This window comes from Patulibacter minatonensis DSM 18081 (assembly GCF_000519325.1).
GTDB classification, from domain to species: domain Bacteria; phylum Actinomycetota; class Thermoleophilia; order Solirubrobacterales; family Solirubrobacteraceae; genus Patulibacter; species Patulibacter minatonensis.
The window spans coordinates 5,175,260-5,199,773 of record NZ_KI912613.1; the positions used below are offsets into that span (position 1 = coordinate 5,175,260).

The 24,514-nt window shown below is 74.8% G+C and carries 23 protein-coding genes; 6 read left to right on the forward strand and 17 right to left on the reverse strand.

The features are described from left to right. Window positions 1-5: 5 nt before the first annotated feature. The 5 genes from PATMI_RS0124415 to moeB form a co-directional block, all read right to left on the reverse strand. Window positions 6-980 carry a PLP-dependent cysteine synthase family protein gene (locus PATMI_RS0124415; protein WP_084270223.1) on the reverse strand — a complete coding sequence of 325 codons (975 nt, stop codon included), beginning with the start codon at window positions 978-980 and terminating at the stop codon, window positions 6-8. Between the two features lie 138 nt (window positions 981-1,118). Further along, window positions 1,119-3,305, reverse strand: coding sequence for a RecQ family ATP-dependent DNA helicase (locus PATMI_RS0124420; RefSeq protein ID WP_036726372.1), 2,187 nt, complete (start codon window positions 3,303-3,305; stop codon window positions 1,119-1,121). A 55-nt stretch (window positions 3,306-3,360) separates the two neighbouring features. After that, a complete protein-coding gene (locus tag PATMI_RS33030) occupies window positions 3,361-4,887 on the reverse strand; it encodes an ABC1 kinase family protein (protein ID WP_051472244.1) in 1,527 nt (508 codons plus the stop codon). Between the two features lie 210 nt (window positions 4,888-5,097). After that, entirely contained in the window at window positions 5,098-5,376 is a 279-nt protein-coding gene (locus PATMI_RS0124430; RefSeq protein WP_026912804.1) for a ubiquitin-like small modifier protein 1, read from the reverse strand. Window positions 5,377-5,389: 13 nt separating this feature from the next. Then, window positions 5,390-6,592, reverse strand: a complete 1,203-nt coding sequence (moeB, locus tag PATMI_RS0124435; RefSeq protein WP_026912805.1) for a molybdopterin-synthase adenylyltransferase MoeB — start codon at window positions 6,590-6,592, stop codon at window positions 5,390-5,392. Between the two features lie 98 nt (window positions 6,593-6,690). Between moeB and PATMI_RS35435 the strand changes: the two genes are divergently transcribed. After that, a complete protein-coding gene (locus PATMI_RS35435) occupies window positions 6,691-7,329 on the forward strand; it encodes an SCO family protein (protein WP_157260960.1) in 639 nt (212 codons plus the stop codon). Window positions 7,330-7,341: 12 nt separating this feature from the next. Here PATMI_RS35435 and PATMI_RS0124445 read toward each other — a convergent pair whose 3' ends face one another. The 3 genes from PATMI_RS0124445 to PATMI_RS0124455 all read right to left on the reverse strand — a co-directional run bounded on the left by PATMI_RS0124445 (window position 7,342) and on the right by PATMI_RS0124455 (window position 9,446). Then, entirely contained in the window at window positions 7,342-7,608 is a 267-nt protein-coding gene (locus tag PATMI_RS0124445; protein WP_026912807.1) for a hypothetical protein, read from the reverse strand. A gap of 219 nt (window positions 7,609-7,827) precedes the next feature. Then, window positions 7,828-8,004, reverse strand: coding sequence for a hypothetical protein (locus PATMI_RS37045; RefSeq protein ID WP_157260961.1), 177 nt, complete (start codon window positions 8,002-8,004; stop codon window positions 7,828-7,830). Then, window positions 8,001-9,446, reverse strand: a complete 1,446-nt coding sequence (locus tag PATMI_RS0124455) for a hypothetical protein (protein WP_026912808.1) — start codon at window positions 9,444-9,446, stop codon at window positions 8,001-8,003. Before PATMI_RS0124455 ends, PATMI_RS37045 begins: the two co-directional genes overlap by 4 nt. A gap of 87 nt (window positions 9,447-9,533) precedes the next feature. Between PATMI_RS0124455 and PATMI_RS33040 the strand changes: the two genes are divergently transcribed. Further along, window positions 9,534-10,301, forward strand: coding sequence for a thioredoxin domain-containing protein (locus tag PATMI_RS33040; protein ID WP_036726375.1), 768 nt, complete (start codon window positions 9,534-9,536; stop codon window positions 10,299-10,301). A 78-nt stretch (window positions 10,302-10,379) separates the two neighbouring features. Here the strand turns inward: PATMI_RS33040 and PATMI_RS0124465 are convergent, their stop codons facing one another. The 3 genes from PATMI_RS0124465 to PATMI_RS0124475 are packed head-to-tail and all read right to left on the reverse strand — an operon-like array spanning window position 10,380 to window position 13,546. After that, the gene (locus PATMI_RS0124465) at window positions 10,380-11,387 is read right to left on the reverse strand and encodes a hypothetical protein (protein ID WP_026912809.1); all 1,008 of its coding nucleotides are present in this window, start codon (window positions 11,385-11,387) and stop codon (window positions 10,380-10,382) included. Window positions 11,388-11,396: 9 nt separating this feature from the next. Then, complete coding sequence (locus PATMI_RS0124470; protein WP_026912810.1) at window positions 11,397-12,557, reverse strand: hypothetical protein; 1,161 nt, start codon at window positions 12,555-12,557, stop codon at window positions 11,397-11,399. Window positions 12,558-12,565: 8 nt separating this feature from the next. Further along, window positions 12,566-13,546 carry a 4-hydroxy-3-methylbut-2-enyl diphosphate reductase gene (locus PATMI_RS0124475; protein WP_026912811.1) on the reverse strand — a complete coding sequence of 327 codons (981 nt, stop codon included), beginning with the start codon at window positions 13,544-13,546 and terminating at the stop codon, window positions 12,566-12,568. Between the two features lie 136 nt (window positions 13,547-13,682). On the opposite strand from PATMI_RS0124475, the gene PATMI_RS33045 reads away from it, so the two are divergent. Next, complete coding sequence (locus PATMI_RS33045) at window positions 13,683-14,651, forward strand: alcohol dehydrogenase catalytic domain-containing protein (RefSeq protein ID WP_051472246.1); 969 nt, start codon at window positions 13,683-13,685, stop codon at window positions 14,649-14,651. Between the two features lie 70 nt (window positions 14,652-14,721). Here the strand turns inward: PATMI_RS33045 and PATMI_RS0124485 are convergent, their stop codons facing one another. Further along, entirely contained in the window at window positions 14,722-15,828 is a 1,107-nt protein-coding gene (locus PATMI_RS0124485; RefSeq protein WP_026912812.1) for a M28 family metallopeptidase, read from the reverse strand. 121 nt (window positions 15,829-15,949) lie between these two features. On the opposite strand from PATMI_RS0124485, the gene PATMI_RS33050 reads away from it, so the two are divergent. Beyond that, window positions 15,950-17,377: a WS/DGAT/MGAT family O-acyltransferase gene (locus PATMI_RS33050; RefSeq protein ID WP_036726378.1), complete on the forward strand. Its 1,428-nt coding sequence runs from the start codon at window positions 15,950-15,952 to the stop codon at window positions 17,375-17,377. 48 nt (window positions 17,378-17,425) lie between these two features. Here the strand turns inward: PATMI_RS33050 and PATMI_RS0124495 are convergent, their stop codons facing one another. From PATMI_RS0124495 to PATMI_RS0124510, 4 genes are all read right to left on the reverse strand, one after another. After that, window positions 17,426-18,034: a hypothetical protein gene (locus PATMI_RS0124495; protein WP_026912813.1), complete on the reverse strand. Its 609-nt coding sequence runs from the start codon at window positions 18,032-18,034 to the stop codon at window positions 17,426-17,428. A gap of 55 nt (window positions 18,035-18,089) precedes the next feature. After that, window positions 18,090-20,048 carry a hypothetical protein gene (locus PATMI_RS0124500; protein ID WP_026912814.1) on the reverse strand — a complete coding sequence of 653 codons (1,959 nt, stop codon included), beginning with the start codon at window positions 20,046-20,048 and terminating at the stop codon, window positions 18,090-18,092. A gap of 124 nt (window positions 20,049-20,172) precedes the next feature. Continuing rightward, on the reverse strand, window positions 20,173-21,819 hold the full coding sequence (locus tag PATMI_RS0124505; RefSeq protein WP_026912815.1) for a S8 family peptidase: 1,647 nt from the start codon (window positions 21,817-21,819) through the stop codon (window positions 20,173-20,175). An 88-nt stretch (window positions 21,820-21,907) separates the two neighbouring features. Beyond that, window positions 21,908-22,204, reverse strand: coding sequence for a metal-sulfur cluster assembly factor (locus tag PATMI_RS0124510; protein ID WP_026912816.1), 297 nt, complete (start codon window positions 22,202-22,204; stop codon window positions 21,908-21,910). Window positions 22,205-22,260: 56 nt separating this feature from the next. On the opposite strand from PATMI_RS0124510, the gene PATMI_RS35440 reads away from it, so the two are divergent. Further along, a complete protein-coding gene (locus PATMI_RS35440; RefSeq protein ID WP_051472247.1) occupies window positions 22,261-22,800 on the forward strand; it encodes an FxsA family protein in 540 nt (179 codons plus the stop codon). A 54-nt stretch (window positions 22,801-22,854) separates the two neighbouring features. Beyond that, window positions 22,855-23,823 carry a hypothetical protein gene (locus tag PATMI_RS0124520; protein ID WP_026912817.1) on the forward strand — a complete coding sequence of 323 codons (969 nt, stop codon included), beginning with the start codon at window positions 22,855-22,857 and terminating at the stop codon, window positions 23,821-23,823. Here the strand turns inward: PATMI_RS0124520 and PATMI_RS0124525 are convergent, their stop codons facing one another. Beyond that, the gene (locus tag PATMI_RS0124525) at window positions 23,824-24,279 is read right to left on the reverse strand and encodes a hypothetical protein (RefSeq protein WP_026912818.1); all 456 of its coding nucleotides are present in this window, start codon (window positions 24,277-24,279) and stop codon (window positions 23,824-23,826) included. It lies immediately after the preceding gene. Window positions 24,280-24,514: the final 235 nt, after the last annotated feature.

Consider the following 24,514-nt stretch of genomic DNA (forward strand, 5'->3'; position numbering starts at 1 on the left):
CTACTTCACCACCAGAGTGTCGATTCGAGATCCTTGATCTCCTCGATCGGGCGGGTGTAGATGCCCGAGGAGAGGTACTTCCATCCGTCGTCGCAGACGATGAAGACGACGTTGCCCTCATCCATCTCGTTCGCGATCCGGACCGCGACGCGGGCGATGGCGCCGGAGCTGACCCCGGCGAAGAGGCCCTCCTCGTCGAGGAGCTTGCGCGTCCAGACGATCGCGTCGGAGTTCGTGACGAAGATCTTCCGGTCCAGCAGCGACAGGTCGATGATCGGCGGGATGAACCCGTCGTCCAGCGACCGGAGGCCCTGGACGGGCTCCCCCTGCATCGGCTCGGCGGCGACGATCTTGACGCGGTCGCCGAGCTCCTCCTTGAACCGGCGGCCGTTGCCCATCAGGGTGCCGCCCGTGCCGAGGCCGGCGACGAACGCGTCGACCTGGCCGTCGAGCTCGTCGAGGATCTCGACCGCCGTGCCGTTGTAGTGGGCCAGCGGGTTGGCGGGGTTGCCGTACTGGTACGGCATCACGTACGTCGGGTCGGAAGCGGCCATCTCGTTCGCCATCGCGACCGCGCCATTGCTGCCCTGGTCGCCCGGGGAGTAGACGATCTCGGCGCCGTACATCCTCAGGAGGTCGGTGCGCTCCTGCGTGACGTTGTCGGGCATCACGACCTTGAGCCGGTAGCCCTTGCGGCGGCAGATCATCGCCAGCGCGATGCCGGTGTTTCCGGAGGTCGGCTCGAGGATGATCGAGTCCGGCCCGATCGTCCCGCGCTCCTCGGCGTCCTCGATCAGCGCCTTCGCGACGCGGTCCTTGACCGAGCCGGTCGGGTTCGCGGACTCGAGCTTGGCCCAGATCCGCACGCCGGGCTTCGGCGAGAGGCGCTTGAGCTCGATCAGCGGCGTATGACCGATCGACTGCACGATGTCGCCGTAGCGACCCGCGCACGGCCGGTTCTCCAGAGGGGGCATCGCCATGACCTCCGAAGTGTAGCCACGGACGGGCCCGATCCCCGCCACCGCGGACGATCCGGGCGTCGCGGCGTCCGCGCCCGTCCCAGGACGCCACCACGGGCGGTGGGCCCCGGGGCCGCCCGGGGCCTGCGGCCCGCCCGGTCAGTTCGTGGTGCTGAGGACGAGCGGGAAGACCGGTCCGGAGCCGCGGCGTCGCAGCTGGCCCCCGACCATCGCCGTCGTCCACCCGCTCTGGCGCAGGTCGTCGACGAGGAGGCACCGGCCGTCCGGGACGTCCGCCGACACCGCGAAGGCCCCGCGGACGTTCGCCGCCTGCTGGGCCGCCCCGCGCTGCCCTGCCTGCCTGGGGCGGTCCTCGCGCCGGGCGACGACCGGGTGGAAGGGGAGCTGCAGCGCGCCGGCGAGGCGTTCGGCGAGGTCGGAGACGGGATCCTGCGGGCGCCGTGACGGCACCGCGGCCAGCCACGTCGGCCGGACGCCCCAGCCCCGGACGAGGTCGGCCATCGCGGCGACGACGTCGTCCCCGACCCGCCCGGCGTCGACCTCGGCCCGGACCTGGGCGTCCCACCCGGCGTCGCCCCGCCGGGCGAGCGCGCGTCCCGGCTCGGTGCGTGCGTCCTCCGGGATCTTCTTCATCTTCCCGCTGCCCTGCTCGGGGGCCATCCGCTTGGGGTCGAACGACACGGGACGGGAGCGCAGCGCCGTCTGCCCCGCCCGGACGAGATCGCGATCGGGCGCGTCCCCGTACTTCGGTGCCGTGCAGACGGCGCAGCGTCCGCAGTCGGCGGCGTCCGGGTCGTCGAGCTCCTCCTGCAGGGCGCGCATGAGGCAGCGGCCGTCGGCGCCGAACGCCGCCATGGCGTCCTGCTCCGCCCGCCGCAGCTGCGTCACGTGGTGGTAGCGCTCCTCGTCGTAGACCCACCCGGAACCCTCGACGTGCCCCCACCGGCCGGAGGACCGCCAGACCGCGCCCTCGACGTCGAGCACCTTGAGCATGGACTCCAGACGGGTCAGGCCGAGGTTGACCCGGGCCTGGACCTCGCGCGTCGTCGCCCCCGCGTCGCCGGCGTCGGACAACACCTGCCGGACCTCCGCGACCCGCTCCGCGCTCGGGAACGCCTGCGTGATGAAGAAGTCCTGGATGCGGCGGTCCTCGGCACCCCGGAGCAGCACGACCTCGGCGTGGTCGACGCCGCGGCCCGCGCGGCCGACCTGCTGGTAATAGGCCACGACGGACCCGGGCGCCTGGTAGTGGACGATGAACCCGAGGTCCGGCTTGTCGTAGCCCATCCCCAGGGCGCTGGTGGCGACGACGGCCTTCACGTCGTCGCGCTGGAGCCGCTCCTCGAGCGCGATCCGGTCCTCGGACGCCTGCTGGCCCGTGTAGGCCTCGGCACCGACCCCCTGGTCCTGCAGGAACGCCGCGACCTGCTCGGCGTCCGCGACGGTCAGCGTGTAGACGATGCCCGAGCCTTCGAGCGCGTCGGGGCCCCGCAGGTGCTCGACGAGCCAGGCGAGGCGCTCGGCGGGGTGCGGCAGCTCGACGGTCTCCAGCCGCAGGCTCGTCCGCGCGAGGGACCCGCGGTAGGTGCGCAGCCCGGCGCGCGGAGCGTCCCCGTCGCCCCCCGCGGCAGCGCCCTCGTCGAGCCCGCCGTCCCCGGCGTCCGCCGCGTCGGTCGTCCCGGCGCCGACCGGGGCCGTCAGCTGCTCGACGACGTCGGCGACCACGCGGTCGTTCGCCGTCGCCGTCGTCCCCAGGACCGCGGCGTCGGCCGGCAGGTTGGCGAGGACGTCCTTGATCCGGCGGTAGTCGGGGCGGAAGTCGTGCCCCCAGTCGGAGACGCAGTGGGCCTCGTCGATCACGAGCAGGCCCGTCCGCGCGGCCACCACCGGCAGCAGCCGCTCCCGGAAGCGGTCGGCGTTCAGGCGCTCCGGGCCGATCAGCAGGAGGTCGACCTCGTCGGACTCGATCAGTCGCTCGATCGTCGACCACTCCCCCGCGTTCGTGGAGTTGATCGTGTGGGCCCGCAGCCCCATCGCCTCGGCGGCCTGGAGCTGGTTGCGCATGAGCGACAGCAGGGGCGAGACGATCAGCGTGGGCCCCGCGCCGCGGGCGCGCAGGAGCGCCGTGGCGACGAAGTAGACCGCGCTCTTGCCCCAGCCCGTGCGCTGGACGCAGAGCACCCGCGCCCGGTCCTGCACGAGATCGCGCACGGCGTCGAGCTGGTGCTCGCGGAACACCGCGTCCGGGTCGCCGGTGAGCCGGCGCAGGCGCTCGAGCGCCTCGTCGTCGAGGGGGATGTCCGTCGCGGTGACCACGTCCTCCATGCTGCCGGACGACCCGTGACGCGTGGGTGCCCGCGTGTGCCGGATCAGGACCGACTCACGCGCGGACCGACGCGGGATCGGCGAAGAACGCCGCGTCCTCCTCGCCCAGCGGGGTCGCGGGGGCGTCGCCGTACAGGACCTCCCCCACGATGCCGCCCCAGTCCGCGCCCGCCCGGAGCTGCCCGAGCACGATCGCGACGACGTCGAACATCCGGCGGGTGAGCACCGCCTCGGATGGGAGCGTGAAGCGGTTGGCCTCGGCGCGCACGGCCCTCATGCGCTCGCGGGAGGCGGCGCGGTCGCGCTCCGGGCGCTCCGGCGAGTCGCCCGTCGCCCCGGGCCCGTCGTCGGGCGCCGGCGCCGCGTCGTCACCCTCCCCCTCGGGGGTCGTCCAGACCCGCGGGTCGCCCGCGTCGGGCGCGAACCGCCGCTCGCCCGGGACCGCGTACCAGCCGGCCATCGCGCGCATCAGCCGCAGCACGAGGTCGCCGTCCATGTCGGCGGCGCGCTCCGGGGGCAGGTAGCCCGTCGAGATCAGGGCGTCGCGGAGGGCGTCCGCGTCGGAGTCCCGGGTGGCGGCCGCGATGCAGCGCTCGCCGTCCAGGTAGGCCGGCGCGACGTCGCGCAGCAGCCCGAAGTCGAGGAAGCAGACCTTCCCGTCCGGGCACCGCAGGTAGTTCCCGGGATGCGGGTCCCCCAGCGCGATCCCCTCCCGGAAGAGGAGCCCGAAGAAGAAGCGGACGACGATCTCGCCGTAGCGGTCGCGCTCGTCCTGGTCCAGCCTGCGCACCGCTTCGAACCGCTGGCCCTCGACGAACTCCGACACCAGGACGCGGCGGGTCGAGAGCTCGGTCAGGACGCGCGGGATCCGGACGAACGGGTGCCCGCGGTAGATCCGCTCGATCCGACGGTGGTTCTGGGCCTCGAGCTCGTAGTCGAGCTCCTCGGAGATGCGCTCGCGGAGCTCCTCGGCCAGCGCCTTGGCGTCGAGCCCCGGCGCGAGGCGCTTGACGAGCGGCAGCAGCAGCACCGCGTTGCGCAGGTCGGTCTCGACGGCCTCGGCGACGCCCGGGTACTGGACCTTGACGACGACGTCCTGCCCGTCGAGCGTCGTGGCGCGGTGCACCTGGCCGATCGACGCCGCGGCGAACGCGTCCTCGTCGAACGACGAGAACACGGACGAGAGGGGGCCGCCGAGCTCCTCGCGCATGAGCTTCTCGAGCTTGCGGAACGGCACCGCGGGGACGTCGTCGCGGAGCCGGGCGAGCTTGGCCTGCAGCTCTCCGCGCTGGTCCTCCGGCAACCCGTCGAACTCGACCATGGAGAGGATCTGGCCGATCTTCATGGCGGCGCCGCGCATCTGGCCGAGCTGGTCGACCAGCTGGTGGACGAGCGCCGCGGTGCGGTCGGAGCGCGCCTGGTCGGCGCGCTCGGGCGAGCGGACCTTGTTGGCGGCCCGCATGCCGGTCCAGCGGAGGCCCTGCCCGGCGACGAGGCGGCCGACCCGCGCGGTGCGGGCGACCCGGCCGGTCGGGAGCTCCCCGGCGGCTTCGGGCGAGGTGTCGGTCGGTCCGTCAGGCACCCGCGGAGGGTACCCGGCGGACCTCAGCGGCACATCAGGACGGGAGACGCGACCGTGGCCCGCGCGATGTGCGCGAGCCACGGACCGCGCCGCGAAGCGGGGCGGCCTGAGGCGTGCGAGGACCGAGCAGGTCGGTTCGCGCGGGCGGAGAGCCGTACTCCGTACTGCCGAGGCCCGCGCGGACCGAGATGCGAAGCGTCGGCGTGCGCCTCAGGCCGCCCCGCCGGCCATGGCGGGCAGGATCTGGAGGGTGTCGGCGTCGCCGACCGCGGTCTCCAGACCGCCGAGGACGCGGACGTCCTCGTCGTTGAGGTACACGTTGACGAAGCGGTTCAGCTCGCCGTCGGCGCCGAAGAGCTGGCTGCCCAGCTCCTCGTGCGAGGCGACGAGGTCCTTGAGGACGTCGCCGACCGTGGCGCCGTCGGCGGACACCTGACGCTCGCCGCCGACGGACGGGCGCAGGACCGGAGGGATGCGGATGGTGGCCATGAGGATCGGGACCCTAGCCCGCCGCGGCGCAGAACGCCTCGTAGTCGGGGAAGACGCCCAGCTCGTCGTCGGAGATCGACGCGCGGTCGCGGGAGCACACGGGGCACTCCGGGTCCTTGCGGACCTTGACCTCGTTGAACTCGGCGGCCAGGGCGTCGTACATCAGCAGGCGGCCCTGCAGGGAGTCGCCGACGCCGATGATGAGCTTGATGACCTCGGTGGCCTGCAGCAGCCCGGCCGTGCCCGGCAGGACGCCGAGGACGCCGTTGGCGCCGCACGACGGGGCGAGCTCGGCGGGCGGCGGCACCGGGAAGAGGCAGCGGTAGCACGGGCCGGACTCGTGGCCCTCGTGCGAGCGCGTGTCGAACACGGAGAGCTGCGCCTCGAAGCCGAGGATCGCGGCCGAGACGACCGGCTTGTCCAGGCGCACCGCGGCGTCGTTGATGAGGTAGCGCGTCGGGAAGTTGTCCGTCCCGTCGACGATGACGTCGTAGCCCTTGAAGAGCTCGAGCACGGTGTCCGCGTCGAGGCGCTGCTGGTGCTGGACCACTTTGACGTCCGGGTTCAGGTCGTTGATCCGCTTGGCGGCGGACTCGACCTTCGGCGTGTCGATCGTCGACGTGCCGTGCACGACCTGGCGCTGGAGGTTCGAGAGGTCGACGACATCGTCGTCGACGATGCCGATCGTGCCGACGCCCGCGGCCGCGAGGTACAGCGCGTTCGGCGAGCCGAGCGCGCCGGCGCCGATCAGGAGCACCTTCGAGTCGATGAGCTTGATCTGGCCCTCGAGCCCGACCTCGTTGATGAGGATGTGGCGGCTGTAGCGCTCGCGCTGCTCGGCGGAGAGCGTGCGCGGGACGTCGACCTCGTAGCCACGGTCCTTCCACAGCGTGTAGCCGCCGGTCATCGACTCGACGTTCGCGTACCCGAGGTCCTCGGTCAGCGTGCGCGCGGCGAGCGCCGAGCGGTTGCCGGACGCGCAGTAGAGGACGACGCGCTTGTCGCGGTCGCCGACGGCGCCGTCGATGCGCGACTCGAGGAAGCCGCGCGGGACGTGGACGGCGCCGGGCAGCTTGCCCGCGGCGACCTCGTCGCTCTCGCGGACGTCGACCAGGACGACGTTCTCGTCCCAGAGGACGTCGTGGACCTGCGCCGGATCGACTTCCGCGATCTGGCCCTTGATCTGACGGACGAACTCCGCACCCGAGGGGGTCATGTCTTCACCTGAAGGTCCATAGGGTTTCCTTGCTTTACAAAGTGTAGCGCCCGCGCACGGCGCGGCCGACGGCGGAGAGGGACTACCCTCGAACGGCCGTGAACGCCCGTCTCAGACTCTCCCTCATGACGACCGCGGTCGTCCTGCTCGGCGTCATCGTCGTGCTCGTCGTGTCCCGCCCCGACGACTCGGGCACGAGCGATCCGGACGGGATCCAGTCCGCCGGATCGCCGTACGAGGGGGCGAGCCGGCGCGGCATCCCCTCCCCCGCGTTCGACCTCAAGGACCAGGACGGCAGGCAGGTGTCGCTCGCGTCGCTGCGTGGGAAGCCGGCGATCGTGACGTTCATGTACAGCACCTGCGAGGACACGTGCCCCGCCACGGCCCGGCAGATCTCGTCGGCCCTCGACGACCTCGGGGACGACCGGGTCCCGGCCGTGATCATCAGCGTGGACCCGAAGAACGACACGCCGTCCAACGCGCAGCAGTTCCTCAACAGGATGCGGCTCGGCGGCCGTGCGGAGTACGTCCTCGGCAGCCGGGAGCAGCTCGAGCCGATCTGGCGGGCCTACGGGATCCAGGAGCAGGGCAAGGGCTTCGAGCACACGGCCACGGTGCTCGTGCTCGACGCGCAGGGACGCCAGCAGGTCTCGTGGCCGGTCGACCAGATGACGGACAAGAAGCTCGCGCACGACGTCCGCGTCGTGCAGTCGCAGGGCGCGGGCGCAGCCCGCTGAGCTCGCGGGGCCTCAGCCCCGCGCCGTCGACGGGACGGCGGCGCGCCCGAGCGCGGTGAAGGCCGCGTCCTCGCGGTCGCTCGCGGCGACGAAGACGGCCCACCCGTCGCGGCCCGGTCGGCGGGACCAGGCGGCCCAGGCCTCGAGCGCATCGTCGCGGGCGGCCTCCCAGACCGCCTGGGCGAGGTCCTCGGCGTCCGCGCGCCGGACGATGACGTCCCGCGTGTCCGGGACGGAGTCCAGCAGCTCGTGCAGCTCGTGGGTGTCGACGGGGAGCATCGTTGATCTCGGTATCGGACGGTTGCCGCTCGTCCTTGAGAACCCCGTCGACGCTCTTCGGTTGCGCCATGACGCAACCCGTGCGCGATCCCACACGGAAGGCCGGCCGCGAGCGGGCGCCGAGGACGTCGTGACGGACTCCGGGCGTCCTCACGGACACGCGTCCGGGGCTCGCGCCGTCGACCTCGTGATGGCCCGGCCGCGCGGCCGGGCGCGCCGTCATGCGCCGCGGGCGTCCTGCTCCAGCGGGTCGCCGTCGACGTCGAACTCGTCGGGGCCCTCGCCCTCGTCGGGCAGGCGCTTCCCGGCGAACCACAGTCCTCCGGCGACGATCACCACGGGCGCCAGGTAGAGGAACACGTGGTACCAGTGGCCGATGTGGGCGACGACGGTCACGACAGCAACCATAGACCCAGCGACGTGAACGCCACCATCACGGCCAGCATCCAGTACTGCGACCGCGCCGCCGCCCGCGGGCCGCGGAACGTCCGGAGCGCCAGGTCGTGCGAGGCCACGAGGCCGGCGACGTGGCCGAGCAGGAGGGCTCCGACCTGGAGGTACCAGACGAGGGTCCCGCCGAGCAGCACGCTCTCGACGTTCACGCCCGCCGTCCCGAACCAGTCGGCGCCGGTCCCGCGCGGGTCCGACACGAGCGGGATGACGAACTTGCCCGTGTCGACGAGGTAGGAGATGTAGTGCGCGACCGCGTAGCCGATCGCGATCGGGGCGATCGTCGGCGCGAACCGCCCCATCAGGTCGCGGGACTCCAGGCGCTTGGGGTCGACCGACCGCACGCCGGCGATCCCGAGGCGGACGAAGCCGGTGACGAGGCCGATCACGATCGCGAGCCCGAGCGTCTCGGCCGCGGTCGCCGACCCGCTCGCGGTGAACCCGAGGTCGGCCATGCGGTCCGTCAGCCAGACGCCCGGCGAGCCGTTGGCGGTCCAGAGCTCACCGGCGGAGACGCCGTCGAAGGTCGTGGAGCCGACGAGCACGAGGACGACGGCCGCGAGCCCCGTCTCCGGCTTGACCCCGGCGAGCCCGGTGCCCGGCCAGCGCACGTGGACCCGCCCGTCCGCCCAGTGCAGCGGCGCGAGCGACGCGGCCAGGCCGAAGTAGCGGCCGAACCCGTCGACCTGGTCGAGGAAGCGCGTCCCGTAGACGCCGCAGCCGATGAGCATCGCGGCGCCGTACAGCAGCGCGAGCAGGCCGAGCAGGTCCGGGTCGTCCTTGCTCGGGGCCGCGAGCTCCAGCCACGCGAACGCGAGCAGGACCGCCGCGGCGGGCCAGAGCCCCAGGCGGGCGGGGAACGGCATCGGGGCGGGCAGACCCTCGGGACCGCCCGCCTTCCGGGCGACCCAGGCGGCGGCGTCGGCGATCGCCCGCCAGGGGCTCAGCACCCGCCAGAGGTCCCCGACGAACAACGACACGACCGGCAGGCCCACCCAGAAGATGACGTAGACCATGTTCGGCGCGATGTTGCGCTGGATGTTCTGGGTGCCGCTCAGGCCGGCCCAGACGGTGAGGCCCCAGAGCGCGATGCCGAGCGCCCCGAGGACGACGCGGCCGCCGACGCGGACCGCTGCGGGGACGGCGTAGGAGCGGCCCTCGGACAGCTGCGCGAGGCGCGGGCGGGGCCAGAGGATCGACAGCCCCACGAACGAGATCACGAGGACGATCGCGGCCGCCCAGGCGAAGAGCCACTCCGGGATGGGGAGGCTGCGGGTCCCGCCCAGGCCGTGGGCGGCGGCCGTCGACGGCGCCAGCAGCGCACCGAGGGCGACGGACGTCCCGGCCGCGATCCACCGGCGCGGCCGTCCGCGTGAAGCGTCGAGCATTCGGAGGATGGTAGGGACGCGGAAGACGGACCGGCCGCACCCCGGCGGGGCGCGCGGCCAGGGGCGGGATGTACCGTGTCGGCCCTCATGCGCGTCCCCGCGGAGTCCATCCCCGCTCCCCCGTTCCCTCGCCCGGCGCTCTGGGCCAACGTCGCGATGCTCCGGATGGACCAGCAGAAGGGGCGCCCCGTGCTGATCGAGTTCTTCGACGTCGCCCGCCCCGCGTCGGTGCGCAGCGTGCGGTACCTGCAGGCCTGGCACGAGCGGTACGAGACGGACGGGCTTCGCGTCGTCGGGGTGCACTGGCCCGGGTTCGAGTGCTCGCGGGGCTACCGCACGGTCGGCGAGGCGATCAAGCGGCTCGGCCTGACGTTCCCGGTGCTGATCGACGACGAGGGCGCGTACCGCGACGAGTTCGAGGCCCCGGGCTGGCCGTCCCGGTACCTGTTCGACGGGAAGAGCTGGCTCGTGGACTACGAGCACGGCGAGGGCGGCTGGCGGGCGACCGAGGAGGTCCTGCTCGAGCTCCTGGGGCTCGACGCCGAGCCGCTGGCCCCGTTGCGCCCCGTCGACGCGGACGATGCGCTGCTCGTGATGCCGACCCCCGACCAGGACGGGCCGTGGTCGGGGTCCTACACGGCGGGCGAGGTCTGGGCGACGCTCGAACCGCCCGCCGAGGGCCTCGGGTCGCTCGTCGTCAACGGCGAGACGATCGTCGTCGAGCACCCGGGGGCGCAGCGGCTGCTCGCCCACGACGTGTCGACGACGGGCGAGCTGCGCCTGGAGCCCGGTGACGGCACGACCGTGCACGCCGTGAGCTTCGCGCCGGGACTCGCCGCGCCCGACGCCGGCTGAGTCGACGACGCGCGCCGGATCTCCGGCTCGACCCCACCGTCCGTCGCGGGACGGCGGCGCGAACGACTGCGGGCCGGGTCAGCGGCGGCCCACCCGGATCCTCACGGTCTTCGCCTTTCCGCCCGTCGGACGGACGGTGAGCCGCACGAGCTTCCCGGCGTCGGACCGGGATGCCTCGAAGACGTAGCGCTTCACCGCCGTCCGAACCCGCTTCAGGGTCTTCAGGGTGCGGGACCCGCGGACGATCCGGACCGTCGCGGGACCGTTCACGACCTGCACCCGCAGGGTCGTCCTGCCGCCCGGGGCGATACGCCGCTTCGAGGCGGACACGCGGACAGAGGGTTTCGCCTTCGCCGGGACGACCGCGCCGCCTGCGCCCGTGTCGGTGGGCGTCGGGCACCCTGCGGGGAGCGCCGGCGGTGCCGGCGCCCCGGCCACGACGTTCGCCGCCCCGTCGCTCACGCGGCTCGTGCCGTCGGACGCCGAGACGAACGCGCGGATCCGGTAGGCGCCGGGCGCCGTGGGGTTCGTGGCTCCCGGCGTGGTCGTGGCGCATCCCTTGTCGTCGACGTTGAGGCGCAGCGTCACGCTCGTGACACGGGCCCCGAGTGGGAGATCGGTCGGGACGCTGACCCCGACGAGCGTGCTTCCCGCCGCGGCGGCCGGGGCCCCCGCGGCGTCGAGGTCGGTGCCGGGCCGGACGGTGGCGTTGAACGTCCCGACCCCGGGCGCGGTGAGCGCCCAGCGGCCGGGCGCGCCGTCGCCCGGCCCGGCGGTCGAGATCGCGAGCCCCTTGAACGCGCCGAGGGTCGTCTCGAAGTCGACCGAGCCGATCCGCTTCCCGGACGACGTCCCCGGGTCGAGGAGGAGCCCCTGGACGGCGATCCGCACGTCCTTCGGGGCCGGGTCCGCGGTGGGCTGGGCGATCCGGATGGTCAGCGGCCGGGGCACGGCACCGGGCCGGGCGTCCGTCAGGCCGACGGCGGTGATCCCGCCGTCGTAGGCCGACGCGACGGACGGCGCGGCGAGCAGGACGGCGGCGAGCCCGAGCGCGGCGGACGCGGCTCGGGGGGACGGGGAGCGCATGTCCCGAACCTACCCCGCGGGCGCGTCCGGGGACGCCGGTGGGTCGACCACGTCGCCGGGGCCCAGGAGCTCGAGGAGCCGCGGGACGCCGTCCTCGTCGACCCGGACCGCGCGCCCCGGCCAGTACGGCGTTCCCGGCCCCTGCGGGCCCGCCCCCGGCGCGTCGCCCGCGTGGACCCAGGACCCGGTGTTCCAGAGCTGCCCGCCGCCGGTCAGCCGCCACTCCCACGCCGCGTCGCCGGGGAGCGGGCCCGCGCGGTGCGTGTGCCCGGAGATCAGGTGCGCCGGGCGCACGCCGAGGGACGACGCGACGCGGTCCATCCCCCGGAGCCCGGCGATCCGCAGCGTGTCGGGCGTGAGGCGGTCGTCGAGCCCGTCGATCCCGAGCCGGCGGAGCACCGCGACGGCGCGGGGCACCGCGAGCCGGAGCCCGCGCCCCGACCACGTGCCGCGCTCGTTCAGGCGGGCCCAGACGTTCGCCGACGCCTTCTGCGACGCCCCGACGCGGGTCCCGTCCGCGTGGTCGGCGAGGGCGTCCATCCAGCCGTAGCCCGGAGCGAGCAGCCGCTCGAAGTCCGCGGGCGTCCGCAGGCCCCCGATCGTCGTCCCGTGGCTCCGGGCGGCCAGCCCCGCCGAGAGGCGCTCGAACGTGGGCATCCGCCAGACCGCGTCGATGTAGTGGCCGTGGGTGACGAGGACGCCGCCGGGCGCGCCGGCGGGCGGGGGCACCAGCCAGGCCGCCGGGTACGACACGCGGAGCCGCGGGCCGGCGGGCCCGCCGAGGGCGGCGCGCAGTGCCGCGGTCAGCGGCGCCCCGTCGACGGGGACGTCGGTGTCGAGCCCGAGCGGCTCGCCGCGCATCCGGGCGTCGTGGAGCCAGTGCCGCACGACGCGGTGGTCGTGGTTCCCGGCCAGGAGCAGGAGCTCACGGTCGGGGCCGAGGGCCTCGCCCAGGCGCCGCAGGAACGGGGCGGCCCGCTCGAGGATCACGCGCGGCGGGGCGTGGCGCAGCTCCAGCAGGTCGCCGGCGACCACGAGCCGCCGCACGCCGTGCAGGGCCCCGAGCAGGGCGTCCTGCGCCGCTCCGGGCCGCCGCAGGAGGTCGGTGCCGGAGTTCGCCCCCAGGTGGAGGTCCGAGACGACGAGCGTCGGGACCGCCGGATCGGCCACGGTGGCGCTCAGGCCTTGAGCGCCTCGCGGGCGTGCTGCTCGACGCGGATCGCCTTCGGCAGCATGAACCGCACGTCCTCGCGGACGACCTCGAGCTCCCGGAACTCGGTCGTCCCGCGGGACCGGAAGTGCTCCACGAGCCCGGCGACGAGCTCCTCCGGCGCGCTGGCGCCCGAGGTGATGCCGACGACCCGCTTGTCCTGCAGCCACTCGTCCTGCACCTCGTCGACGTGGTCGATGAGGTACGAGTCGGTGCCGAGCTCGCGGGTGACGTCGACGAGGCGCAGCGAGTTCGACGAGTTCTTCGACCCGATCACCAGGACGAGGTCGCACTCGCCGGCGAGCTCCTTGACGGCCGCCTGGCGGTTCGTCGTGGCGTAACAGATGTCGTCCTTGCGCGGACCCGTGATGTGGGTGAACCGCTCGCGCAGCCGGGCGATGATGTCCTTCGTCTCCCCCACCGAGAGCGTCGTCTGCGAGATGTAGGCGAGCTTCTCCGTGTCGGGGTCGATGTCGAGCGTGTCGACGTCGGCGATCGTCTCGACCAGCGTGATGTGGTCGGGGGCCTCGCCCATCGTGCCCTCGACCTCCTCGTGGCCCGCGTGGCCGATGAGGATCATGTGGTAGCCCTCCTCGGCGAACTTCACGGCCTCGCGGTGGACCTTCGTGACGAGGGGACAGGTCGCATCGATCGTCTTGAGCCCGCGCTTCGCCGCGTCCTCGTGGACCGCCGGGCTGACGCCGTGGGCGCTGAACACGGTGATGGCCCCCGGCGGGACCTCGTCGGTCAGCTCGTCGACGAAGATCGCCCCGCGGGCGCGGAGGCTCTCGACCACGTGCTTGTTGTGGACGATCTCCTTGCGCACGTAGACCGGCGGGCCGTAGAGGTCCAGCGCGCGCTCGACCGTGACGACGGCCCGGTCGACGCCGGCGCAGAAGCCACGCGGGCGCGCCATGAGGACGGTGTCCGGGGTGGGGAGCGAGGTCACGACACCATGGTAGCTGTCCGGGCGCCCCACCGACACCGATTCCCGACCACGGGAGTCGGAGATGCGTCACGCGAGCGCGGCGACCGGATACCTGCATTCCACAAGGATCACGTCGCCCTCGCGCTACCGTCGGACGATGCGAGCGCTCACCGTCGACGGCCCCCGATCCCGTCCGAGGGTCCGCGACGTCCCCGCGCCGGTCCTCGGGCCCGGCGAGCTCCTCGTGGAGGTGCGCTCCAGCGCGGTCACCGGGATCGACCGCGCGATCGCCGACGGGCGCCTCCTGTCGCGCGTCGACCACGTGTTCCCGGTCACGCTCGGGCGCAGCTGGGCGGGGGTCGTGGTCGACGTCGGCGACGACGTCCGGGGCCGGTCCGCCAGCGACCGGGTGTTCGGCCTCGTGCTCGGCGACGTCGTGCAGCGCGGGTCGTGGGCCGAACGGCTCGTCGTCGCCGACGACGCCCTCGTCGCCGCGACGCCCGACGGGGTGGGCGACGACGTCGCGGGGGCCCTCGGGCTCGCCGGCGTCGTCGCCCAGAACCTCGTGTCGGCCGCCCGGGCGCGCGAGGGCCGAGAGGTCCTCGTCGACGGCGACGTGCTCGGGCTCGCCCCGCTCGTGGTCGCCCTCGCCGCCCGGACGGGCGCCCGGGTGATCGTCACCGGCACCGCCGCCGACGAGGACGTGCTGCGAGCGCAGGGCGCCCACGACGTGCTCGAACCCGGGGACGACGTCGTCGCAGCGCTCACCGCGCTGCGACCCGACGGCGTCGACGCCCTGATCGACCTCGTGGATCGCGACCACGACGGGTTCAAGGCGGCCCTCGGGGTCCTGCGCGAGGGCGGGTACGCGGTCTCGGCGTTCGGGGCCGCGACCGGCTCGGGACGCCCGGACGTCGACGTGACCAACGTGTTCCTCGAGCCGAACCCGGGCCAGCTCGACGAGCTCGCGGCGCTCGTGGCGTCGGGCGAGCTGCCGGTCCCCGTCGCACGCTCCGTGGACCTGGACTCCGTGGGGTCGGTCCTCGCCTCCGGGACGGACGACGGGCGCGGCCTGGTCGTCGTGACGGTCGCGCCGGTGCCGGTCCGGGACCACGGCGGGACGTGAGGCGGGATCCGCGCCGCCTCCGGTCGGCCACGTCGCCGCAGCGACGTCCTCGGCGTGCACCGGGCGGCCGTCAGCGGCGGCGCTCGGCGTCGAGCCAGCCGACGACCGTCTCGCCGGTCGCGTCCAGCGCTCGCAGCGAGAGGCGGTCGATCGTGTCCTGCGCCGTGTTCTTCTGCGCGTAGTCCCAGTCGATCAGGTCGACGGCGGGGACCCCGGACTCCAGGAACGGCAGGTGGTCGTCGACGATGCCGATGCCCGTGCCGGCGAAGATCCGGCCGACGCCCGCGCGACCCGCGGCCGCCCGCACCCGGGCCCACAGCCGCGGGTCCGAGCCGAGCTCCCGCGGCAGCCGCAGCCCCCGGTTCGCCACGTAGTCCGCCAGCACGAGCGCGCCGACCTCGCCCCGGTGCGCCACCGCGTAGGCCTTCGACCCGCGCAGGCCGTCCTGCTCGAATGTGGCGTCCGAGCCCCCTGGCGGCAGCTCCTCGCCGTCGAACAGGACGAAGCGGACCTCGCGCGCCCCCGCCGGCCGGGGGCGACGCGACAGGGCACGGGCGGCCTCGAGCACGACCGCGGTGCCGGCCGCCGAGTCGTTGGCGCCGACGAAGCCCTCGGGCCGGAGCTGGGTGTCGTAGTGCGCCGCCAGGACGACCGCCGGTGCCCTCCCCGGGATGCGGCCGACGACGTTGACGAGCCCCGGGCTGCCGGCGACCGCCTCCGTGGTGGCGCGCGGGAGTCGCCGCACGAGCTGCCTCCGGACGGCCGCGAGGGCGTCGCTGCCGGCCGGGCGGGGCCCCGCGGCCACCTGCAGGCGGACCAGCGAGAGCGCCCGGTCCGCGTCGAACGCGCGGGTGCGGGCCCGCGGCACGCCGGCGACGGGCCGGCGGGCGGCGGCGACCTGGGCGTCGAGCTCGGCCGCCGACGGGCGGCCCGTCGCGACGACGGACGTGCGGGCCCCGGTGCCCGTGCCGGCGGCCGACGCGGGTCCGGCGACCCGGGCCGCGGCCGCGTTCCGCGGCACCGTCGTCGTCGCGGCGGCGGTCGTGGTCCGCGGCGCCCGCCGCTCGCCCCGCTCGCCCGTGGCGACCGAGAGCAGCGCGATCAGGAGGGCCGCCGCCACGGTCGTCGCGACGACGATCAGCACGATGCGGAGGGCCGGGGGACGGTCGCGGCTCACCCGCCCAGCGTACGCGGCGCCGCGGGCGATGACGCGGGGCACCACCGGGGGTAGGGTGGTCGGAGTCCCGGGCCGGCCGCCGACCCGGGTCGCCGCAGCACGACGACGGAGGATCCTCCCCATGGCCCAGCAGCGCTCCGACCGGCTCACGGCCGTCGACGCCGGCTTCCTGCACCAGGAGGGCCCGGCCTCGCACATGCACATCGGCGGACTGACGGTCTTCGAGGGCCCGCCCCCGCCCTTCGACGAGGTCCTCGACACCATCCGTGGCCGCCTGCACCTCCTGCCGCGCTACCGGCAGCGGCTCGAGCACGCGCCCATGCAGTCCGGCAACCCGGTCTGGATCGACGATCCGGCCTTCAACCTCGAGTACCACGTCCGGCGCACCGCGCTCCCGGCCCCCGGCAAGCGCGACCAGCTCCGCGAGGCGACGGCCCAGGTCTTCTCGCAGCGCCTGGACCGCTCCAAGCCGCTGTGGGAGCTCTGGATCATCGAGGGCATCCAGCGCGACCGGTGGGCGATGATCTCGAAGACCCACCACGCGCTGATCGACGGCCTCAGCGGCATCGACATCGCGACGGCGCTGCTCGACCTCGGGCCGGAGCCGATGGAGGTCCCGCACCCGGACGAGGCGTGGCAGCCCCGCCCCGTCCCCTCGACGGCCGAGCTCCTGGCCGACGGCGTCAAGGGCGCGGCGCGGGCCGGGATCCTCGGGGCCGCCCGGGCGGTCGAGGCGATCACCCGCCCGAAGGCCGCGCTCGGCCGCGTCCGGGAGGTCGGCGAGGGCGTCGGCGAGATGGCGTGGGCGCTCATGAACCCCGCGCCCGCGACCCCGCTGAACGTGCCGATCGGCCCGCACCGGAGGTACCGCGCCGTGGAGTGCGACCTCGCGACGTTCAAGCGGATCAAGGACGCCTTCGGCGGCACCGTCAACGACGTCGTGCTCTCGGTCGTCACCGCGTCGCTGCGCGAGTGGCTGCGCGCCCGCGGGGTCCGGACGGAGGGCCTCGAGCTGCGGGCGCTCGTGCCGGTCTCGACCCGGCAGAAGGACGAGCGGGGCCAGCTCGGCAACCGCCTGACGGCCATGCGCGGGCCGCTGCCCGTCTACGTCGACGACTCCGTGCAGCGCCTGACGCTGATCCGCGAGGCGATGAAGGACCTGAAGGAGAGCAAGCAGGCCCTGGGTGCCGAGGCGATCGCGAACGTCCAGAACTTCGCGCCGCCGACGATCCTCGCGCAGGCGTCGCGCCTGACGTTCTCCACGCGGCTCTTCAACCTGCTGGTGACGAACGTCCCCGGCCCGCAGTTCCCGCTGTACTTCCGCGGCCGGCGGATGGAGCGCGCGTTCCCGATCGCGTTCCTCCCCCAGGACCACGCCCTGGCGATCGCGATCCTGTCGTACGACGGGGCCGTGAACTTCGGGCTGATCGGCGACCACGACGCCCTGCCGGACCTCAAGCTCATCGCCGACGGGATCGCGGCGGAGATCGAGCGGCTCGACGCCCTGGCGGCCGAGGTGACCGCCGGGCGGGACGCCGCGCGCGCCTGAGCGCGCGACGTCCGGGCGGGACCGCGGCTCAGCGCGGTCCCGCGAACCTCACGGCTTCTTCCCGAAGCAGTAGAGCTCGATCGGAGCGATGCCCAGGAACGACGTGGCGGCGTCCTTCCAGTTCTTGCCGAGCTTGCCCTTGAGCTTCGAGACGAACGTGCCCTCGTTGCGCGAGGCCGCGATCAGCTTCACCACGCCCTTGGGGCCTCCGAGCTTCTTCGCGAACTTGTAGACCTTCGCTCCCGGATAGATGGCGACGGCGACGGCGGCCGAGCAGCGCACGATGTTGAGGCCGTTGCGCTTGACCCACTTGATGCCGTTCCAGATCGTGGTCGCGACGTCACCGATGCAGTCGAGCGGGTCGGTGAACGAGCAGGCACGGGGCACGGCGCGCCCACGGATGTCCTTGACGCTGATGTCCGCCCGGTACTTCGAGCTCGGGGACGGCGTGACCGTGACCCGGACGCTCCCCTCGGTCCAGGTGTCGGGCGTGACCTCCGCGGAGGCCGCGTGGGCGGAGCCGGCACCGGCGCTCAGTCCGACGACGAGGAGGGTGAAGAGGGTGGCGGCCGCGACGCGCCACCGCGTGAGCCGTGCGGAGACGCGCGACGGATCGGCCACGGGCGGCGAGCCGATGGCAGGGGACAGCTGGGTCATGGGGTGCTCCTGGATTCGTTGGGGGATCGTGTCTTCGGGGAAGTGTGTGCGGCGCTCAGCAGGAGGAGAACCGGCGGCGGTCGGCGGCGACGCGCTTCGGCGTCTTCGCCACGTACGCCTCGACCCGGATCGTGTAGCGCCCGCGGCGCTCCAGGGCCTTCGCGATCAGTCCGGAGAGGACCAGGCGGGCGGCGCCGCCCCGCACCCGGACCGTGACCTGCCCACGGCGTCCGGTGGAGGGTCGTCGCGCGGGCACCGCGCGGCGCGGGCAGATCGTCGGTCGGCCGCCGAGCGCCTTCCCGGAGAGATAGCGCTCGCGGAACAGGGTCACCCGCAGGCGGTCCGCGTCACGCGCGCGGACGGTCACCACCCATCGTGCGCCGGACCTGCGGATCCGGAGCACCCGCACGCTCGGGCGTCGCTTCGCCCCGGGCGTGCCGCTCGGTGGGATCGGGGTGGTCACGGGAGGTGCGACCGGGGTCGTCGGCTCGGGTGTCCCGGCCGGCCCCGGGTCGACCGGCGCGGGGGGGTCCGTCGACCCGGTGTCCGGGATCCGCACGTCCTGCTCCCGCACGGTCGCGTTGCCCGCCGCGTCCACCGCCGTCCCGGTGATCCGGTGGGTCCCGGCGGCCAGGCCCGAGAGGCCCAGCGTCCCGCCCGGCGCATCGGCGGCGACGCCGTCGACCTTCCACGACACCGTGACCGGTCCCCACCCGTCGGACGAGCGCGCGACGGCGCGCACCGGCCGGCCGCCCTCGGCATCGATCCCGACCTCGAGCGCGGGCGCGGTCCGGTCGAGGACCGCGATCGCGCCGGGGGCGGGCTGGCCGACCGCGGCCACCACGTCGTCGGCGGCGTCCGAGGCCGCGACGATGGCCGGGGCACGCGGGACGGCCGCCGAGAAGACCGGGGCCGCCTGGTCGCACCCCGCCCCCGTGATCGCCGTGGCGGAGAGCCGGCCGTCACCGACGCCGGCGATCAGGGCGGGCGCTCCGCCGACGCTCGTCGCCGGCGTCCCGGACGCGGGCGCGGTGCAGACGAGTGCCGCGTCGTCGCCGAGCACCGCGATCCGGGTGCCCGTCTCGTCGGCGTACGGGACCACGACGCGGCCCTGCGCGGTGCGGGACGGCGCACCCAGGAGCTGCAGCACGCCGGGGGACGTCACCACGTCGGCAGGTGCTCCGCCGAGCCGGACGGCGCGCACGGCCTGGGCGTCCTCCGTCGCCTGGACCCAGACGGCCGTCGGCACGTCCGTCCGTGCCGCGGCCGCGGCGGCGGACACGGTCGGGTCGTCCGCGGTCGGGTCGGTGGGCGCCAGCCGCGCGAGGAGCGTCCCCTTCGCCTCTGCGCCCGCGATCACCCGCGCGCCCCAGATCTGCGGTCCGTCCGCGCCCTCCCGGTTCCAGGCGACGTTGACGCCCGCGGTGGCGCCCGGGGCCACCGAGACCTCACCGACCGCGGAGCGTCCGTCGATCTCGGCGTCCTGCCGCACGAGGGACGGGTCACCGGCCTTCCCGCTCAGGACGCTCAGCTGGCCGCTGTCGTCGTCGGTGATCGCGGCGGCCACCGTCCCGTCCGGTCCGGCGGCGACCGCGCCGGCACTGACCGATCCCGGGATGGCGCTCGAGCCCGCGGAGCGCCAGACGCCCCGCGAGTCGAACGCCCCGATGTCGACCGTCGTCGTGGAGTCGTCGCTGTCGTGCACGACCACCAGCGCACCGCCGGGCCCGGCGAGCACGTCACCGTCGAAGGTCGTCGTGGACGCCACGCGCCAGCCCGCCCCGGAACCCGGGTCGTGGACGTACGCCCGGAACGTGCCGGCGTCCGCCGCGACCACGGCGACGTCACCCGGCGCGGCACCGGTGGCGATCGTCTGGGGTGATCCGGCGATCGGTTGCGGGGGGAGCCAAGCGGCGGCCGACGCGGCACCGGGCGCGGTACCGGCCGCGGCCACGACGACGAGGATCGGCAGGCCGGCGACGAGGCGCGGCCGGCGGGATGGCTGTCGGTGCACGAACGTGTGCTTCCTGCTCGGGGGACGGGACGGCGTACGCCTACCCCCCGCGGCCTCGACCTCACGGGGCGCCGCCACGGACCCGACGTTCGGGGGGGCACGTCGGTGCCCGGCGGCGCCGACCTCAGCGGCGCGTGAGCTTCAGGGCGTCCTTCGCCACCAGCGGCGCGCGGTTCCCGGCGCGGTCCACGGCGCGGAGCACGAAGCGCACGGTCCCGCGAGGTATGTCGGCCCGGAGCCCGTCGCGACCGCTGCCGACCCTCCTGAACCGCCCGCCTTCGACGCTCCGCCAGAGCTCGACGGTCCGCAGGCCGGACGGGATCTGGGGCTTCGGCGAGCGGTCGCTGCCGCGCCACGCGAGGCGGACCGTCGCCGACCGGACCGGCTTCGGCGTGGTCGAGAAGACGGCCGACGGTGCACGGCGGTCGAGGCGGCGCCCGGCGTCGACCGCGGCCCGAGCGTCCACGATCCCCCAGCCGACGTCGGCGGTCCACCCTCCGGACCGCCGCGCGGTCCGCTTCAGCACGCCGAGGACGTCCGGCGCGCTGAGCTCCGGGTTCGCCGAGCGCACGAGCGCCGCGACACCCGCGACCATCGGGACCGCCATCGACGTGCCCTTCTCGTAGGCGTAGCGGGCGTCCCCGCGGACCGTCGTGCGCGCGGCCCGGCCCTCCGCCTCGAGCGTCGTGGCGTTCGCCGGGAACGCCGCGAGGATGCCCGGCGGTCCGCCGGTCTCGGCGTACGCCCCGTAGGCCGCGATGCTGATCTGCGATCCGAACCCGGCGAAGCTCGCCCGTGCGTCGGCGGCGGTCGTGGCGGTCACGGTGAGCCCGATGCCCGCCGACCGGTCCGGGCCGGTGCCGGTCGGCTGGAGGACGTCGGCGGGCCAGCCCTGCTCGTCGGTGGGCACGTCGTCCGCCGCAGCGGCGACCAGGACGACGCCCTTCCTGGCCGCGTCGTTCAGCGCGGTCGTGAGGGCGAGGGTGGCGGGCTCCCTGCCGTCGCTGCCGAAGCTCATGACGATGGCGTCGACGTGCAGGGCGGTGGCCCGCCGGACGGCGCGCGCCACGCTCAGCGGGTAGAGGTCGCTCTTGATCGTCACCAGACGGCAGCGGCCACCCGCGCCGACGGTCCCGGCCCCGTCGTTGAAGGCCGAGCAGGCGAGCGACGCGACGTGGGTCCCGTGGCCGTCCTCGTCGGTGTGCGCCGTCCCCGTGATGCCGACGACCTTCGAGGTCAGCGCCCGGTCGACGACCGGCGCGAGCTGCGGGTGCGAGAGGTCGAAGCCCTTGTCGATCACGGCGATCGTCGTGCCCTTGCCGTTGGCGACCTCCCACGCCTGTGGCAGCCGCAGCTTCGTCGCCCACCACGCCTGGGTCACGCCGGGCGGGCCGAACGTGTCGCGGTCCCGCAGGACCGGGTCGTCCGGGAGGGACCGGGTCGCGGCGCGCTGCTCGTCCACGACCTGCACGACCTCCGGGGTCCGGGCCAGCGCCGCCCGCAGCGCCGCGCGCGCCGCCGCCCCGCGGACGGGGACCGCCGCGGTCCGCCCGAGCGTCTCGGTCGCCCGTGCCGTCGAGCCCCGCGACGCGAGCGCGGCGTCGACGCGGGTGGTGGTGTCCTGCGGCGAGGCGTCGCCGCCGCGGATCGTCACGAGCAGACGGCCCGTGACGCCCGACGCGGCCCGCGCGTCGGCGACGGCGGGCAGCGCGGCCGTGGGGCCGAGGGCGGCCGCGACGACCGCGAGGACGGTCCGGGAACGAGGGGTCACGGTCCTCGGAACACGCCCGGGGACGCTTCGATGCGTCCGGGGCGGCCGGCGAAGGGACGTTCCCGCGCCGGCGACGGTCGCGGTCCGCTCAGAAGCCGAGCGCGAACTTGGCGTCCTCGCTCATCTTCTCCGGCGTCCACGGCGGGATGAAGGTGACCTCGGAGCCGACCGTCTCGACGCCTTCGAGCTCGGAGACGAACTCCTCGATCTGCGACTCGACCTGGGGCCCGATCGGGCAGCCCGGCGTCGTCAGCGAGTACGTGACCTGCACGTGCTCCTTCTCGATCTCGATGCCGTAGATGAGCCCGAGCTCGACGAAGTCCAGCCCCAGCTCGGGGTCGATCACGTTTGCGAGCGCGGCTTCGACGTCTTCCACGGTGGCCATCGGTCGAGTGTGACAGACGGGGCGCCGGGTCCCGGCCGGACGCGTACGGTAGGAGGATGCCGCTGCTGATCCTGGTGCTCCTCCTCGGCGGCGTGGTGCTCGAGGTCTGGGTGGCGATCCAGGCGGCGGACGCGATCGGCGTGCTGCCGGTGCTCCTGCTCCTGGTCGCCGGCCCGTTCGTCGGTGCGCGCGTCCTCGGCCGCGGGACCGTGCGGGCCTGGCGGCGGGTCGCGGACGCCTCGCGCAGCGGCGAGCGGGTCGGCCGGAGCGTCCTGGACGCCGGGCTCGTCGTGTTCGCCGGGTTCCTGCTCGTGCTGCCGGGGCTCGTCAGCAGCGCCGTCGGGCTGCTCGTCCTCCTGCCGCCCGTCCGGGCGGCGCTGCGCCCGTTGCTGGCCGGGCTCGTCGCGCGGCGCGCCCTCCCCGTGATCCTCACCGCGCGCGGTGCCGGCTGGGCGCCGGGCCGGCGCCCCGGGGGCCCGGCCGACGTCGAGGGCCACGCCACCGACGCCGGGCGGCCGGCCGAGCCGGAGGGCCCGGTCCGCGGCGAGGTCCTGCCCGCCGCCGACGACCGCCCGCACCGCGGCGATCCCCGCTGACCCCGGGTCCGCGGCCGCGGACCCGTCCCGGCGGCCCCGTGGCATGATCGCGCGATGGTCCTGGACCCCGATCTGGAACGGCCGCGCGTCTCGGAGGCCCCCGGCTTCAGCGACGCGGTCACCTGCGCCTTCGCCGACGAGGCCTCGGGCGTGCAGGGCACGATCCGGATCGGCCTCGCCGCCGGGGCCGCGTCGGGGCTGACGATGGTCTTCGTGGGCGGCGTCCCCGCGGTCGCGCACGCCGAGGGCGGGATCGCCGTCGACGCCGGCGTCCGGGACTACGGCGAGCTGTCCGCGGCGGGGATCACGCACCGCGTCGTCGAGCCGCACCGCCGCTGGACGGTGTCGGCGACGCTCGAGGGCGTCGTCGTCGAGCTCGACCTGGAGGCCACCGGGCCCGCGTTCGTCCTCTCCCCCACGCACGCCGCAGCGCGACGCGGGGGCATGGAGGGGTACGAGCAGCCGTGCCGGGTCCGCGGGCGCGTCGAGCTGCAGGTGCCGGACCAGCCGCTCCGGCGGATCGAGATCGACGGCGTCGGGCAGCGCGGCCACCAGTGGGGCGCCCCGGACTGGGAGTCCCTCGAGCTGTCCCGCACCGTCACCGGCTGGTTCGGCGACGACCTGGCGTTCAACGTCAGCGCGATGCGGCCGGCGGGCGCCGCGTCGCACGCCGACGAGGTCGCCTGGGCGTCGGTCGCCCGGCCCGCCGCGATGGTCGCCCGCGAGGACGAGGACGCCCCGGACGGGAGCGACGCCCCGGACCCGGGCGCCGGCCCCGAGGCGGTGGAAGCCCCGGAGCCCCGGATCTCGACGACGGTCGACGGAGAGGGCCACCACACCTTCGCGACCGTCGAGCTCTGGGAGAGCGACGAGGGCCCGGTGTGGACCGCGACGGGCGAGCCGATCTCGGGCACGACCCTCGAGCTCGGCCGGCTCCGGCTCGACATGGCGTTCTTCCGGTGGCGCCTCCACGGCCGCACCGGCCTCGGCCGCTACGACATCCTCCGCCGCGTCGGCGACTGATCAGTTCTCGGAGCCGAGGCGGTCCCAGCAGTAGAGCTCGAGCGCCTCCTGCACGATCAGCTCGGCGCTCTCCCGCGAGAGGTGCGGGAGGACCGCCTGGAGCGCCTGCTCCTCGGCGACGCCGGCGTCGAACGCGTCGTCGCCCCGGAAGCCGGCGGCGATCTTCATGGCCTCGCGCCGGTTCTCCCCCAGCGTCGGGAACACGCGGACGAGGAACTCGCGGTTGGCGAGCGGCTGACCGACCTCCATCGACGCGTGCCAAGCCGCGAGCATCGAGAGGTCGTTGTCGTCCAGCGCCGCGAGGGTCCGCGAGTACTGGCCGACGAGCTCGGGCTCCGGGATCTCGTCCACCCACGCGCGGACGACCTCGCCGACGAGCTGGCGGCGAGCCTCACGGCCGATCGACTCGGCGATGACGCGGATGGCGTCCTGGGGGTTGATGAAGACGAGTTCCACGGGGTCCGTTCTCCGAAGAGGTCGACCGCAACGGTACGGGCAGGGGCGGACGGAGACCCCGGGCGGGCCCGCGACCTCCGGCACTCACTCGAAGCCGAACTCCGAGGCCGCACCGCCGCCCGGGGACGACCCGCCCCCGGAGGACGACGTCCCACCGCCGGAGCCCGACGACCCGCCGCTCGCGGCGGGGGCCCCACCCGTCGCCCCGGAGGCCGGCGGGGCGACGGGAGGCGTC